Origin of the sequence: Burkholderia sp. E168m23, from assembly GCF_016586125.1 — a bacterium.
In the GTDB taxonomy this organism is placed as follows: Bacteria; Pseudomonadota; Gammaproteobacteria; order Burkholderiales; family Burkholderiaceae; genus Burkholderia; species Burkholderia orbicola.
The window spans coordinates 1-13,981 of sequence record NZ_BCPP01000003.1; the positions used below are offsets into that span (position 1 = coordinate 1).

The following is a 13,981-nucleotide window of genomic DNA, read 5'->3' on the forward strand; positions in this document are numbered from 1 at the left end:
CAGTTCGGCGAGCGGCACGCTGCTGTTCACGAGGCCCATTTCCGCCGCCTCCGCGCCGGTGAACGTGTCTCGTATAACTTCGTATAATGTATGCTATACGAAGTTATTACGCGCCGGTCGCGGTCACGACGTTGCCGTCGAGCCCGCCGTTGGCCTGGTAGAAGAAGCGGCCGTTCCACGCTTTCGGCAAACGCATCTCGAAGCCGATCGCATAGGTGTTGCCGTCCACCCCGCTCACGCGCTGGTTCATCTTGCCTGCGATCACGCAGTGCTCGGCGACCGGCTTGCCGGCCACCGTCAGCGTGCCGGCCGCGGCGGTCGTCACCGACGTGAACGACGTGTTCGCATACGCGAGCTTCGCGGCGAGCGCGTCGCAGGTCTGCGCCATCGTGGCCGGCGTCGCGGCGCTCAGGTGCGTGGGCGGAGCGCTGATCGAATCGTCGCCGCCGCAACCGGCGAGCAGGGCAGCGGCGGACAACGGCGCAATACAGAGGAATGCAGATTTCCTGTTCAAGATAACTCCCGTTGGGTTCGTCACGCCGGTGAATCAGAACATGTGCCGCATGCCGACCATCGCGCCGAGCTGCCCCATCCCCGCGCCGGGTGTCGTGCCGGGCCCGCCGCCGCTGACCGAATAGCGTGCATGCTCGCTGTTCCACAGATACGACGATTGCGCGTAGACGGCCGTGCGCTTGGTCAGCAGATAGGTCGCGCGCAGCGTGGCCATCGTCGCGCGCGTGTCGTGCGCGCTGTTGACGATCCGGTAGCCTTCGCCGTCGACGATGAAATCGGGCTTCACCGCATACGACGCGCCGACGAAGAACAGGTCGGAATGCGCGCCCGCCGCGGCCGGCGAGCCGGTCGACACGCGCCGCCCGATCCAGCCCGCGCCGATCTTCGCGCCGGCCGCCTGCGCATACGCGCTCACGTGCGTGCGCGCATCCTTGCCGCCGCTGCTGGTAAAGGGAACGGGCGCCACGCCGTCGAAGAAGTTGGCGGCCGCGCCGGTGCCGCCGCGCTGTTCCTCGTACGACGCCGCCGCACCGAAGTACGCGCTGTCGTACTTGAGCATCACCGACCAGTTGCGGCACTGCACCGCGTCGCCCGGCACCTGCCCCGCGCACGTGCCCTGCCCCGGCGAATTGCCGGTGCCCGCGCCGTCGCGGCCGAACGAATAGGCGGCGCCGAGCGTCACGCCGCGATACGTGCCGAGGTAGGTCACCGCGTTGTCGGCACGGCCGTTCGGCACGTACGCGTCAAACGAGCCGAGCCCGTAGATGTCGGGGCCGATGATGTCCGCGCCCTGCAGCGCGAGGTACGTCATCGTGTACTGGCGGCCGAACGCGAGCGTGCCGAAGCCGCTCTTCAGCCCGACGAACGCCTGCCGCCCGAACAGCCGGCCGCCCTGCCCGAGATCGCCGCCGCGCACGTTGAAGCCGCTTTCGAGCGTAAACACCGCCTGATAGCCGCCGCCGAGATCCTCGGTGCCGCGCAGCCCCCAGCGCGACGGCAGCTCGCCCGTCACGCCCGGCATCCGCACCACGTGATCGCCGGCCGCGTTCGCGTGCGACACGAATTCGACGCCCGTATCGATGATCCCGTACAGCGTCACGCTCGACTGCGCGTGCGCGCCCGGCGCGGCGAGTGCGCAGCACGCGCCGGCGGCCAGCAGGCCGTTCCTTGTCTTCGTCTTCATTTCGTTGCGTCTCCAGACCATGTTGAATCGCGCGCTCTGACGGCGCGCATTGAAAAATCGAACCCTCAGTCGCCCGCTTGCGGGCGGCGAATCAGCACGAACGCAGCGAAAGCCGCGACGAGCGTGACCGGGATGCTCGCGCCGATCACGACCGGCGCGCTGCGGCCCGCGGCCAGCAGCGTCGCGGCCGCGAGCGGCCCGACGACGGAGCCGAGCCGGCCGACCGCCACCGCCGCGCCGACGCCGGTGCCGCGCATCGCGGTCGGGTAGTAGATCGCCGCGAGCGCATACAGCACCGACTGCCCGCCGACGACGAACATCCCCGCCGCGAACGCGGCGGCCGCGAGCGACCCGAAACCCGGCGCGGCCGCGAGCGCGGCCAGCGACAGCACGATCCCGACGTACATCCCGCCGACCACGCGCGACGCGCGCATCCGGTCGAGCGCCGCGCCGATGCCGAGCGCGCCGAGCCCCGCGCCGACGTTGAACGCGATCTGCACGAGGCCGACGTGCGCGCGGTCGAGCCCGCGCGAGGCCATCAGCGACGGCAGCCAGTTCAGCAGGAAGTAGAGGACGATCAGCGTGCAGAAGTAGCTGACCCACAGCGCGACCGTCGACGTCGTGCGGCCGTCGCCGAATAGCGTGCGGGCGACGCTCGCGCGCGCGGCCTGCGTGCCGGCGACGTCGAGATACGCGCGCGATTCCGGCAGGAACCACACCAGCAGCGGCACGAGCAGCAGCGGCCCCACGCCGCCGACGTAGAAGATGTGCCGCCATTCGGTGTCGCCGGCGAGCAGCACGCCGATCACCGATGCGATCACGCCACCGAACGGGATTCCGCAGTACATCGTCGCGACCGCGCTGCTGCGCGAGCGCGGCTCGACCGCTTCGGACGACAGCGCGATCAGGTTCGGCATCGCGCCGCCGAGGCCGATGCCGGTCAGCACGCGCACGACGACGAGCATCGCGAACGTCGATACCTGCGCGGTCGCGATCGACAGCAGCCCGAACAGCACGACCGATGCGATCAGCACGCGCTTGCGGCCGATCCGGTCGGCGAGCCGCCCGCCGAGCATCGCGCCCGGCAGCAGCCCGAAGGTACCCGCGCTGAACGCGATGCCCATCTGCGACACGGTCAACCCGAATTCGCGCGCCATCCGCGGCGCGGCGACGCCGACCGACTGCAGGTCGAGCCCTTCGAGGAGTGCGATCGCGAAACACAGCGCGAGCGTGGTCGCGACCGTGGATTTTTCGGCAACGTAAGTGTTCATGTCTCCAGTCCCATGTCTTTGTAGTCGGTCGGCCGTGTAACGACCGCCGCGCGCCACCGCCGGCCAGTGGCGGTTCGGCGCGCGAGGTGTCGTATGAACGGCCGCCTTTATCAGGCAACCTGATTCACTGGCCGAAAGAGCGCCTGCCGGTGTCGTGGCCGGCCGGTCGTTGTGCCTGCTGGTTGCTTACTGCTGTAACTGCTCGCGCGTGCTGCCTACGCGTAAATCACGTCGGGATCGCGCCGCGCCGGGTCGTACAGCGCGTCGATCGTCGCCGCGCGATGCTTCTGCACGGCCGCCTGGTTCAGCGAACCCTTGTCGGTCACCTCGCCGAGATCGAGCGACGGCGGCGTGTCGATCAGCTTGATCCGCGCGACGAACGTCGACCCGCCGCTCGCATTCCGGTTCAACGCAGCCAGCCACGCCGCGAACGCCGCGCGCACGGCCGGCGCGCGCAGCACGTCGGTCACCGAGGCATCCGCGGCGAGCCCTGCCAGCGCCCGGCACGCGTCGACGCGCGGAAACACCAGCAAGCCGATGTCGTCGCGATTGATCCCGGTGACGACCACGTCCTGCACGTACGGCGCACCCGTCGACACCGCATGCGCGCGCAACGGCCCGACGCTCACGAACGTGCCGCTGCTCAGCTTGAAATCCTCGGTCAATCGCCCGTCGAACAGCAGCCCGAGTTCCGGCCGCTCCGGATCGGCAAAGACGCCCGCGTCGCCGCTGCGGTAATAGCCTTCTTCGTCGAACACGTCGCGCGGATCGACGTCCGCGTGCCAGTAGCCGCGCATTACGTTCGGCCCCTTGAAGCGCAGTTCGTGCTTGCCGCCGCACGGCACGAGCTTCGCGTCGCAGCCGGGCGCGGGCAGCCCGATATAGCCGGCGCGCATCAGCGGGCCGGTCGTGAACAGGCACGACGGCGACGCCTCCGTCATCCCGAGGCCGGCCATGATCCGGATACGCTCGCCGCAATGCGCTTCGGTCACGCGGTCGAGCCGGTCCCACGCGGCCTGCGACAGCCCCGCGCCGCCGAAGAAATACAGCTTCACGCGCGAGAAGAACGTGTCGCGCAATTCGGCATCGCGTTCGAGCGCGGCGGTCAGTTCCTCCCAGCCCTTCGGCACGTTGAAGTAGATCGTCGGGGCGATCTCGCGCAAATTGCGCACGGTTTCGTCGAAGCGGCCGGGCATCGGGCGGCCGTCGTCGATATACAGCGTGCCGCCGTTGTACAGCGCGATGCCGAGGTTGTGGCTGCCGCCGAACGTGTGATTCCATGGCAGCCAGTCCACCAGCACCGGCGGCTCGCGCGTGAGTTCCGGCATCGTCTGGCGCAGCATCTGCTGGTTGCTGCACAGCATCCGGTGCGTGGTCGGCACGGCCTTCGGTTGCTTCGTCGAACCGGACGTGAACAGGATCTTCGCGAGATGGTCGGGGCCGATCGCCTCGTGGATCGCGTCGATCGTGCGCGGTGCGGTGGCGAGCAGGCGCGACAGCGGCACCGCGCGATCCTCTGCATCAACATCGGCATCGCGCGCGACGATCAGCGCCGCATCGGCCGGCAACGTCGCGTCGAGCGCCCGCGCGAACGGCGCGCGTTCCGCGACGAACACCGCGCCCGGCCGCAGCACGCCGAGCGTATGACGCAGCTTTCCGTAGTCGGTCGACACCAGCGAATACGCGGGCGAGATCGGCGAGTACGGCACGCCGGCCAGCATCGCCGCGAACATCAACTGCAGGTGCTCGAGATCGTTGCCGGACAGCACCGCGAGCGGACGCTCGGCCGACAGCCCGAGATCGACGAGGCCCTGGCCGAGCGCGCGGGCACGTTCGAGCATCTGCGCATAAGTGATCTCGATCCAGTTCCCGTCGGCGCCGCGCCGCGCGGCCAGCACGCGGTCGGGGTGCGCTTGCGCGCCCCGCACGAGGCAGTCGGTGACGCGCGTCGGGTAATCGCCGAGCGGCTCGCGCGAACGCAGGTACCAGGTACCGTCGTCGGCGCGGCGAATCTCGGCCGCGCCAACGGCGACGGCGGCCGCGCGATAGCGCACGGCGTCGGCGTGTTGACCGACCTGAAGCGGCGCCTTCTCTGCATTCATCGTCGGCTCGCTCATATCGGATAGTGGCGCGGCGTGGTCTGCACGGTGATCCAGCGCAGCTCGGTGAATTCGGCGATCGACGCACGGCTGCCGAAGCGGCCGTAGCCGCTCGCCTTCGTGCCGCCGAACGGCATCTGCGCTTCGTCGTGCACGGTCGGCCCGTTGACGTGGCAGATTCCCGATTCGATCCGTCGCGCGACCGCCATCGCACGTGCGATATCGCGGCTGAACACGCTCGCCGACAGCCCGAATTCGCTGTCGTTCGCCAGCGCGACCGCCTCGTCGTCGCTGTCCGCGCGCAGGATCGCGACGACCGGTGCGAACGATTCCTCGCGATAGAGCCGCATGCCGGGCATGACGCCGTCGACGATCGCGGGCTGCATCGTCGCACCCTCCACACGGCAGCCGAGCGGCAATTGCGCGCCCTGCGCACGCGCATCCTCGACCAGCGACGCCGCGCGCGCGGCGGCCGACGCATCGACCATCGTGCCGAGCGAATGGCCGACCAGCGGATCGCCGGCGATCAACGTGCGCGCCTTCGCGGCGAGCCGTTCGACGAGCGCATCGGCGATCGGCCGCGCGACGATCACGCGCTCGGTCGACATGCAGATCTGCCCCTGGTTGAAAAATGCGCCGAACGCGATCGCGTCGACGGCCGCGTCGAGATCGGCATCGTCGAGCACCAGCACCGGCGCCTTGCCGCCGAGTTCGAGCAGCACGGGTTTCAGGTGCGCGGCGGCGTGGCGCGCGATGATGCGGCCGACGTGCGTCGACCCGGTGAAGTTGATCCGCTTCACGTGCGGATGCGCGATCATCCGCTCGACGAGTTCGGGCGCGTCGGCCGCCGCGTGCGTGATCACGTTGACCACGCCGGCGCCGAGCCCCGCTTCGTCCAGCACCTCGCCGATCAGCGCGTGCACGCCCGGGCACGCCTCGGACGCCTTCAGCACGACCGTGTTGCCGCATGCGAGCGGCATCGCCAGCGCACGCGTGCCGAGGATCACCGGCGCGTTCCACGGCGCGATGCCGAGCACCACGCCGCACGGCACGCGCATCGCGAGCGCGAGATTGCCCGGTACGTCGGACGGGATCACGTCGCCGTCGATCTGCGTCGTCATCGACGCGGCCTCGCGCAGCATGTTCGCCGCGAGCGTCACGTTGAAGCCGAGCCAGCCGGGCGTCGCGCCGGTTTCGGCCACGCCGGTCGCGATGAACGCGTCGATGCGCGCATCCATCAGGTCGGCCGCCTTCAGCAGCCGGCGGCGGCGCTCGGTCGGCGCAAGCGCCGCCCATGCGGGGAACGCGCGGTGCGCGGCGTCGATCGCCGCGTCGGCGTCGGCCACGCCGGCCGCCGGCGCGCGTGATGCGAGCGCGCCGGTCGCGGGGTTGAAGCGGTCGAAGGTGCGCCCGTCGCGGGCGTTGCACCACTCGCCGCCGATCAGCATCCGTCTGTCTGTCATGTCGTCTCCTGCCTTGCCTGTCTCTTGCGATTACGCCGGCGATGATGCCGGCGGCTGCGTCGGCGCTTGTCTCAGCGCTTGTATGCCTGCAGGCCCGGCTTGATCGTCTTGTCGTCGAGGAATTGCTTCAGCCCCTGCTCGCGGCCGCGCTCCGGATCGCGCAGTTGCGCCTGGTCGAGCTTCGCATACAGGTAATCCTCGCACTGTTCCCACGTGAGTTCGCGCGAACGCTTGAAGCCGTGCTTCGCCGCGCGCAGCACGACCGGGTTCTTGTCCATCAGCCGCGCGGCGAGCGCGATCGTCGCGTCGCGCAGTTCGGCGAGCGGCACGCTGCTGTTCACGAGGCCCATTTCCGCCGCCTCCGCGCCGGTGAACGTGTCGCCGGTCATGATGTAGTGCAGCGCGCGACGATGCCCGACCGTGTCCGCCATCGCCTTGCTGACGAGGTTGCCCGGCGGGATGCCCCAGTTGATCTCCGACAGCCCGAACACCGCGTCGTCCGCCGCGATCGCGAGGTCGCACGCGACGAGCGGCGAGAACCCGCCGCCGAAGCACCAGCCGTTCACCATCGCGATGGTCGGCTTGTTGTACATCCGCAGGCGGCGCCACTGCCATTCCGATGCGTCGCGGCGCACTTTTTCCTGCAGCGCGTCGGAGCCGCCGTCGATCTCGCGAAAATATTCCTTCAGATCCATGCCGGCCGTCCACGCGGCGCCCGCGCCGGTCAGCACCAGCACCTTTGCCTCGTCGTCGAACTCGACCGCGTCGAGGACTTCCAGCATCTCCCGGTTCAGCGTCGGGCTCATGGCGTTGCGCTTCTCGGGGCGATTCAGCGTGACCCACGCGATGCCGGCCTCCACTTTCACTTCAACGGTCTGCCAGCGGTTGTCGTACTTGCTCATGTCTGTTCCTGTCGTTCGTTTCCAGTGCGATTCGGTGCGCAGCCTGCATGCTGCGGACGACTTCATTTAATATCAGGCTACCTGATATTGCAAGCGGCACGAGCGCCGGTGTAAACCCGGAGCGGAACGCGGAGAAAGCGCGGGGGAAATCAGGGCGCGGTCGGGCGAACGCCCGATGGCGCGGACGCAGCGAGCGCGGGCCTGGCGGGCCTGCGTCGTGAAAACGGGGAAGCGGTCAGCCGCGCAGGTTGCGCGAGAACAGTTCGAGCGCGCGCTGCACGTGCGCGGCGTCGTCGGCCGAGATGTCGCCGAGCATGCGTGCCTCGACCGGCCGCAGCGCGGCTTCGCATTCGCGCAGCATCGCCGCGCCTGCATCGGTCAGCGTCAGCAGGATGATGCGGCCATGCGACGGGTCGGCTTCGCGCGTGACGAAACCGCGGGCGGCCATCACGCTCATCACCTCGTTCGCCGATTGCGGCGTGATCCACGAGCGCTCGGCCAGCTGCGCGTTCGACGATGCGCCGCGCGCCTCGAGCACCGACAGCGCCGTGTATTGCGCGAGCGTGATGCCGAGCGGCGCGAGTGCGTCGGTCATGTGGCGGCGCAGCAGCCGGTCGAGGCCGCCGATCACGTAGGTCAGGCGCTGCTGCACGCGCGCTTTCGGCTTGTCGCCCGGCATGTGGGCGGCGTCCTTCGCGGCGGGTTTCGAACGGGTGGGCTTGGTCGGGGTGGAACTCATGGCGCGTGCTGGATGGAATTGCGGGCCATCTTACCAGCAGGTCGGGGAGAAGAAAGGCGTGTTCGGGCAGACGGGCAGCCGCCGCGCGTTCGCGCATGCGCGGCGGAGCGCCGGCATGAGCGTGAAGCCCGCCGCGTCAGCGCGATCCCATGGACGGGAACCCGGATGCGGCGGCCAGGCGATCAACCACGCGGCGTGCCCGCGAACCGTGCGGTCGGCAGCCCCACGTGCCGCGTTTGCGCGACGAACACGCCGCCCGCGTGCGCGTCGCTCGCCAGCGCATCGTCGCTCAGGTCAACACGCGCACTCGTCACATACAACCGGCCGTCACCATCAAGCGCCACACAGCTCGGCTGCGCGGTCGGCACTTCAACGCGATCCGTCTCGATCCCGTCCGGCCCATAGCGCACCACGCGCCGCCCACCCCACTGCGCATTCCACAACCCGCCGTCGCGATCGACGATCGAGCCGTCCGGGTCGCCGTCTACATCCGTCAGCCGCGCGAACGGCCGCACATTGGCCACATCGCCACCCGCGCGGTAATCGCACACGAAAATCTCGCGCACCAGCGAATCGCAGAAATACATCTTCGAACCATCCGGCGAGAATCCGATGCTGTTCGCGATCGCGGCCGGCGGCAACGCGAGCCGTTCGAGCGTGAGGTCGGAATTGAGCCGATAGAACCCGCCGACCGCACGCGGCGGCTCGGCGCCTTCGTCCTTCATCCCGAACACGAACGCGCCGGCCCCGTCGCAGCGCCCGTCGTTCAGCCGCGTGGGCAGTTCAGGCTCGACGTCGACGATCCGCGTGAACGCGCCGCTGCGCAGATCGAAAAACGCGAGATGGGTCGCGAGCCCGACCAACAGCACGTCCGGATCGTCGGTCAGCGCGAAGCATGCGAGCCGCTCGGGCATCGCCCATTGCACGAGGTCCGAGCCATCCGCCGGGCAGCGCCACAGCCGCGCGCCTTCGATGTCCACCCAGTACAGGGTGTGCGTCCTGTCGCACCACGTCGCGCCTTCGCCGAGCGTGTTGCGGCTGTCGGCCAGCAGCGTCGCCGACGCGGCCGGATGAGTCTGTTGCATGCCGTCTCCCGATATCTGATCTGTCGCGTTCGCGGGCGGCCGCGCCATCACCGAAGTCAGATCTTCATCGCGCGCCGCTGGTTGCGACGATACTGGTCGAACAGCACCGCGAGCAACAGAATTCCGCCGCGTATCAGATATTGGTAAAAGGTCGGCACGTTCAGCAGACTCATTGCGTCCTGCACGGAGCCCATGATCAGCACGCCGACCAGCACGCCGGAGATCGTCGCGACGCCGCCCGTCAGCGACACGCCGCCGAGCACGCACGCGGAGATCACGCCGAGTTCGAGGCCGACCGACGTCTTCGGATCGCCGAGGCTCATCCGCGACGCGAGCATCACGCCGGCGAAGCCGGTCACGAGCCCCTGCAGCACGAACACCGCGATCTTGATGCGCATCACCGGCAGCCCCGCGAGCAGCGCGGCCTCGCCGTTGCCGCCGACGGCCAGCACGTTCTTGCCGAACACCGTCTTGCGCAGCAGGAAGCCGAACACGACGAAGCCGACGATGTTGCTCCAGATCGGAAACGAGATGCCCAGGAACGACCCGCCGCCGAGATCGAAGAAGCGTTCTTCCGAGATCATCACCGCGTCGCCGTTCGACGTGATGAACGCGAGCCCGCGCACGACTTCCATCATCGCGAGCGTGACGATCAGCGAGTTGATCCGATAGCGCGCGATCAGCACGCCGTTCACGAGCCCGACCGCGCCGCCCGCGAGCACGCCGGCCGCGATCCCGAGCACGACGCTGTGCGTCGCGGTGATCAGCGTCGACGCGACGACACCCGAGAACGCGACGATCGACGCGACCGACAGGTCGACCTCGCCGAGCGCGAGCACGAACATCATCGTCACCGCGATCGAGCCGATCAGCGTGACCGACAGCAGCAGGCCCTGGATGTTGCGCGGCGTGAGGAAGTCCGGCACGGTCAGCGACAGCGTCGCGAACAGCACCAGAAACACCATCACGATGCCGGAGCGGTTGATCAGCTGCCACACGCCGCTGCGTGGTCGCACGGGCGTGGCCGCGGCGGCGGCATCCGGGGACGGGGAAGTACGTTGGGGTTGCATTGCCTGGCTCATATCAGTTCACTTGCTTTCCGGTTGAACAGCACGCCGCTAGCGCGGCAGCGCGAGCTTGATCAGTGCATCGGGCGTCGCGTGCGCCTTCGCAACCTCGCCCGCAATCCGTCCTTCCTTCATCACGACGATGCGGTCCGACACGCCGATCACCTCGGCCAGATCGCTCGACACGAGGATCACGGTGCGGCCCGCTTCCGCGAGTTCGTAGAACAGGTTGTAGATTTCCGCGCGCGCGCCGACGTCGATGCCGCGCGTCGGCTCGTCCATCAGGAACACGTCGATGCGCTCGGCCAGCCAGCGCGCGAGCACGACCTTCTGCTGGTTGCCGCCCGACAGCGCGCCGATCGGCGTGTCGCCGTCGCGGGTCTTGATCGCGAGCCGCTCGATGTATTTCTGCGCAAGCTCGCGTTCGCGTCGCCCGTCGAGCAGCACGCGCGCCGGGCTGAAATGACGGCGCGCGCTGATGTTCAGGTTGTCGGCCACCGACGCGATCGCGACGATGCCTTCCTGCTTGCGGTCTTCCGGGCACAGCGCGATGCCGGCGCGCACCGCGTCGCGCGGGCTGCCGAACGCCACCCGCTTGCCGTTCAGCTCGACGTGCCCGGCGCTCGGTCGCACGGCGCCGTACAGCAGCTTCATCAGCTCGGAGCGGCCCGCGCCGACGAGCCCGAAGAAGCCGACGATCTCGCCGCGCCGCGCGGTGAACGACACGGGCTCGGCCAGCCCCGGCCCCGCCAACCCTTTCGCTTCGATCAGTACGTCGCCGGCCGGGCGCGACCGGTAGCCGTACACGTCCTCGATCGAACGGCCGACCATGCAGCCGATCAGCCGGTCGCGGTCGAGATCGGCGACGGAATCGAACGTGTCGATGCGGCGGCCGTCGCGAAACACCGTCACGCGGTCGCACAGTTCGTAGACTTCCTCCATCCGGTGCGTGACGTAGATGATCGCGCGGCCTTCCGCGCGCAGCGCGCGGATGATCCGGAACAGTTGCGTGGTCTCGCGTGCGGACAGCGAACTCGTCGGTTCGTCGAACGCGATCACGCGCGCATGGCGCATCAGCGCCTTGCCGATCTCGATCATCTGGCGCTGGCCGATCGACAGATATTTCACCGGGATGCCCGGATCGATGTGCTCGCCGAGCCGCTCCAGCGCATCGAGCGCGCGTGCCGCGAGCGTGCGCTCGTCGACCACGCCGAGCCGGCTCGGCAATTGCCCGAGCATCAGGTTTTCCGCGACCGTCAGCTCGGGCACCAGATGCAGTTCCTGGTAGATGATCGCGATGCCGGCCTCGAGCGCCGCGCGCGTCGACGCGAAACGCTGCGCGGTGCCGTTCAGCGTCAGCGTGCCGGCCTGCGGCTGGTTCACACCGGACAGCACCTTCAGCAGCGTCGATTTACCCGCGCCGTTCTCGCCCATCAGCCCGTGCACTTCGCCCGCGCGCACCGACAGCGACACCGCGTCGAGCGCACGCACGCCCGGAAACGTCACGGTGATGCCGTCGAGCGCGAGCAGCGGGCCGTCCGGCGGCGTACCCGCTTCGGCGTCGTGGCCGGACGCGGCCGTCATCGTCTGCATCGTCATTGCGTTCTCGCCTCGCCCCGCTCAGATACCGAGTTCGGCGCGCACGGCCTGCCAGTTCGCGCGCGTCATCAGCTTGCCGCTCGTCTGCGTGTCGGCCGGCGGCGTCTTGCCGTTGCGAATCCAGTCGACGAGGTTCTGCGTGCTGTCCTTGCCGTGGTTCGTCGAGCTGACCGCGATCGTCCCGTAGAAGCCGGTCGGCTCCTTCTTCTGGAATTCGGCGAACGCCTCGCCCGCGCCGTTGATGCCGACGCCGATCACATCGGCCGCCGGGATGTGCAGCTGTTCGGTCGCGCGCACCGCGCCGAGCACGGTTTCCTCGTTCAGCGCGTAGATCACCCATTTCTTCACGTTCGGATGGCGCGCGAGCACCGGTGCCGCCGCGCTGAAGCCGCCTTCGTCGTCGGTCGTCTTCTGCGGCGCGTCGAAGATGTTCTCCTTGCGGAAGCCGTTCGCGAGCAGCGCCTGCGTCGCGCCGTCGGTGCGCAGCTTCGCGGTCGGCAGCTCGTAGTTGGTGATGCGCAGCGCGCCGACTTCCTCCGGCTTCCAGCCGCGCCGCTTCATCTCGTCGGAGATCGCCTGGCCGACCTGGTTGCCGATCTTGGTCGCCGACATCCCGAGGTGCGGCACGTTCGGCAGCGGCTTGCCGCTCGAATCGACGAGCTGGTCGTCGACCGTCACGAACTTCATGTTGTAGCGCTTCGCGCGCGATGCGATCGCCGGCCCGAGACGCACGTCCGGCGCGCAGATCACGAAGCCCTGCGCGCCTTGCGAGCCGAGGTTGTCGATCGCGGCCAGCACCTTCTCGCCGTCCGGCGTGCCGATCTTCACGACCGAGAAGTTCTCCTTCTGGCCGAGCGCGGACGCGGCGTTCTGCTCGTTGATGAACCACGCCTGCTCGGGCATCTTCACGAGGAAGCCGATCTTCAGCGGCGCGTCGGCGTGCGCGGCGCCCGTCATCCCGAGCGGCGCGATGCAAAGCGCGGCCAGCAGCGCGCGCAGGGTGTGTCGACGGATCGTGTGAGTCGTGCGGTTCATGGGTGTCTCCTTTGTACCGGCTGATGCCGTGATGTGTGCCGTAATCAATCATTCGTCGTGCGCGCTTCGCCGTACCGAAGCGCGCACGCAGGTTCAGCGGCCGAACGCGTCGGTCTGCACGCGCCGGCCGAACAGGAAGGCATCGGCGACGAGCCGCAGCGGCCGCACGTCGACGTCGCTTTCGCCACGCGCGATCAGCGCGTGGAAGTGCGCATACAGCGCCGGGTACTCGCGCTCCGGCCCGATCTCGACCGGCTCGCCCGCGATCGACAATTGCGCGCCGCCGCGGCTGATCGCGAGCACGCCGTCGGCCGTGTCGACCGCGATCTCCCATTGCTCGACCGGGCCGTGGCGCCAGTCGAATTCCGCGTGCACCGGCACGCCGTCGGTATCCGCGCAATCGAGTTCGGCCGCGATCGGCGTCTGCACGTCGCTCGGCACGATGAGCGTCGCCTCGCGCAGCACGAGCTCGCGCGGCAGGATGCGCGTGACGATCGACAGCGCGTTGATGCCGGGATCGAACACGCCGAGGCCGCCCGGCTCCCAGATCCACTGTTGCCCCGGATGCCAGCGCCGCACGTCTTCCTTCCAGCGCACCTGCACCGCGCGGATCGTGCGTTGCGCAAGCCACACACGCGCCGGCTCGACCGCGCTCGCGCAGCGCGAATGCCAGGTCGCGAACAGCGTGAGGCCGCGCTCGCGGGCCAGCGCATCCAGCGCGGCCACTTCGCCGAGCGTCGCGCCCGGCGGCTTCTCGAGCATCACGTGCTTGCCGGCTTCGAGCGCCGCGCGCGCCTGTGCGTAGCGCACCTGCGGCGGCGCGCACAGCGACACCGCGTCGAGTTCGGGCTCGGCGGCCAGCAGCGCACGCAGATCGGGATAGTTGCGCACCCCCGCGACTTCCGCATGGCGGCTCGCGCAGGCGGTCAGCGCGAAGCCCGGCTCGGCGGCGATCGCCGGCAGATGCTGGTCGCGCGCGATCTTGCCGATCCCGACGACACCCAGCGAAATCGGATCACTCATCC

General features: G+C 69.1%; 11 protein-coding genes and 1 pseudogene. All 12 read right to left on the reverse strand.

Going from position 1 to position 13,981, the window contains the following annotated elements; all coding sequences use genetic code 11:
- Positions 1-112: 112 nt before the first annotated feature.
- Positions 113-514: pseudogene (locus tag JMF90_RS00270) on the reverse strand (tannase/feruloyl esterase family alpha/beta hydrolase); the annotation flags it as partial.
- A 33-nt stretch (positions 515-547) separates the two neighbouring features.
- Positions 548-1,696, reverse strand: coding sequence for a porin (locus JMF90_RS00275; protein WP_011548809.1), 1,149 nt, complete (start codon positions 1,694-1,696; stop codon positions 548-550).
- 65 nt (positions 1,697-1,761) lie between these two features.
- On the reverse strand, positions 1,762-2,967 hold the full coding sequence (mhpT, locus tag JMF90_RS00280) for a 3-(3-hydroxy-phenyl)propionate transporter MhpT (protein ID WP_011548808.1): 1,206 nt from the start codon (positions 2,965-2,967) through the stop codon (positions 1,762-1,764).
- 215 nt (positions 2,968-3,182) lie between these two features.
- Positions 3,183-5,084, reverse strand: a complete 1,902-nt coding sequence (locus JMF90_RS00285; protein ID WP_011548807.1) for a feruloyl-CoA synthase — start codon at positions 5,082-5,084, stop codon at positions 3,183-3,185.
- Positions 5,081-6,529, reverse strand: a complete 1,449-nt coding sequence (locus JMF90_RS00290) for an aldehyde dehydrogenase (protein ID WP_011548806.1) — start codon at positions 6,527-6,529, stop codon at positions 5,081-5,083. The genes JMF90_RS00285 and JMF90_RS00290 overlap by 4 nt, the downstream gene beginning before the upstream one ends.
- Before the next feature lie 71 nt (positions 6,530-6,600).
- Positions 6,601-7,431, reverse strand: coding sequence for a p-hydroxycinnamoyl CoA hydratase/lyase (locus tag JMF90_RS00295; RefSeq protein ID WP_011548805.1), 831 nt, complete (start codon positions 7,429-7,431; stop codon positions 6,601-6,603).
- 235 nt (positions 7,432-7,666) lie between these two features.
- Entirely contained in the window at positions 7,667-8,170 is a 504-nt protein-coding gene (locus JMF90_RS00300; protein ID WP_011548804.1) for a MarR family winged helix-turn-helix transcriptional regulator, read from the reverse strand.
- A gap of 182 nt (positions 8,171-8,352) precedes the next feature.
- On the reverse strand, positions 8,353-9,255 hold the full coding sequence (locus JMF90_RS00305) for an SMP-30/gluconolactonase/LRE family protein (RefSeq protein ID WP_011548803.1): 903 nt from the start codon (positions 9,253-9,255) through the stop codon (positions 8,353-8,355).
- A gap of 56 nt (positions 9,256-9,311) precedes the next feature.
- Positions 9,312-10,337 (reverse strand): L-arabinose ABC transporter permease AraH, encoded by a 1,026-nt coding sequence (araH, locus tag JMF90_RS00310; protein WP_011548802.1) that lies wholly within the window; start codon positions 10,335-10,337, stop codon positions 9,312-9,314.
- A gap of 36 nt (positions 10,338-10,373) precedes the next feature.
- A complete protein-coding gene (araG, locus tag JMF90_RS00315) occupies positions 10,374-11,921 on the reverse strand; it encodes an L-arabinose ABC transporter ATP-binding protein AraG (protein WP_011548801.1) in 1,548 nt (515 codons plus the stop codon).
- A 21-nt stretch (positions 11,922-11,942) separates the two neighbouring features.
- Entirely contained in the window at positions 11,943-12,956 is a 1,014-nt protein-coding gene (locus JMF90_RS00320; RefSeq protein WP_006480238.1) for an arabinose ABC transporter substrate-binding protein, read from the reverse strand.
- 93 nt (positions 12,957-13,049) lie between these two features.
- Entirely contained in the window at positions 13,050-13,979 is a 930-nt protein-coding gene (locus JMF90_RS00325) for a Gfo/Idh/MocA family protein (protein WP_011548800.1), read from the reverse strand.
- Between the last annotated feature and the right edge of the window lie 2 nt (positions 13,980-13,981).

What these genes read in the sequence shown, in the direction of transcription:
- JMF90_RS00275 (WP_011548809.1), bottom strand. Translation starts at nt 1,696, where the DNA reads ATGAAGACGAAGACAAGGAACGGCCTGCTGGCCGCCGGCGCGTGCTGC.
- mhpT (WP_011548808.1), bottom strand. Translation starts at nt 2,967, where the DNA reads ATGAACACTTACGTTGCCGAAAAATCCACGGTCGCGACCACGCTCGCG.
- JMF90_RS00285 (WP_011548807.1), bottom strand. Translation starts at nt 5,084, where the DNA reads ATGAGCGAGCCGACGATGAATGCAGAGAAGGCGCCGCTTCAGGTCGGT.
- JMF90_RS00290 (WP_011548806.1), bottom strand. Translation starts at nt 6,529, where the DNA reads ATGACAGACAGACGGATGCTGATCGGCGGCGAGTGGTGCAACGCCCGC.
- JMF90_RS00295 (WP_011548805.1), bottom strand. Translation starts at nt 7,431, where the DNA reads ATGAGCAAGTACGACAACCGCTGGCAGACCGTTGAAGTGAAAGTGGAG.
- JMF90_RS00300 (WP_011548804.1), bottom strand. Translation starts at nt 8,170, where the DNA reads ATGAGTTCCACCCCGACCAAGCCCACCCGTTCGAAACCCGCCGCGAAG.
- JMF90_RS00305 (WP_011548803.1), bottom strand. Translation starts at nt 9,255, where the DNA reads ATGCAACAGACTCATCCGGCCGCGTCGGCGACGCTGCTGGCCGACAGC.
- araH (WP_011548802.1), bottom strand. Translation starts at nt 10,337, where the DNA reads ATGAGCCAGGCAATGCAACCCCAACGTACTTCCCCGTCCCCGGATGCC.
- araG (WP_011548801.1), bottom strand. Translation starts at nt 11,921, where the DNA reads ATGACGATGCAGACGATGACGGCCGCGTCCGGCCACGACGCCGAAGCG.
- JMF90_RS00320 (WP_006480238.1), bottom strand. Translation starts at nt 12,956, where the DNA reads ATGAACCGCACGACTCACACGATCCGTCGACACACCCTGCGCGCGCTG.
- JMF90_RS00325 (WP_011548800.1), bottom strand. Translation starts at nt 13,979, where the DNA reads ATGAGTGATCCGATTTCGCTGGGTGTCGTCGGGATCGGCAAGATCGCG.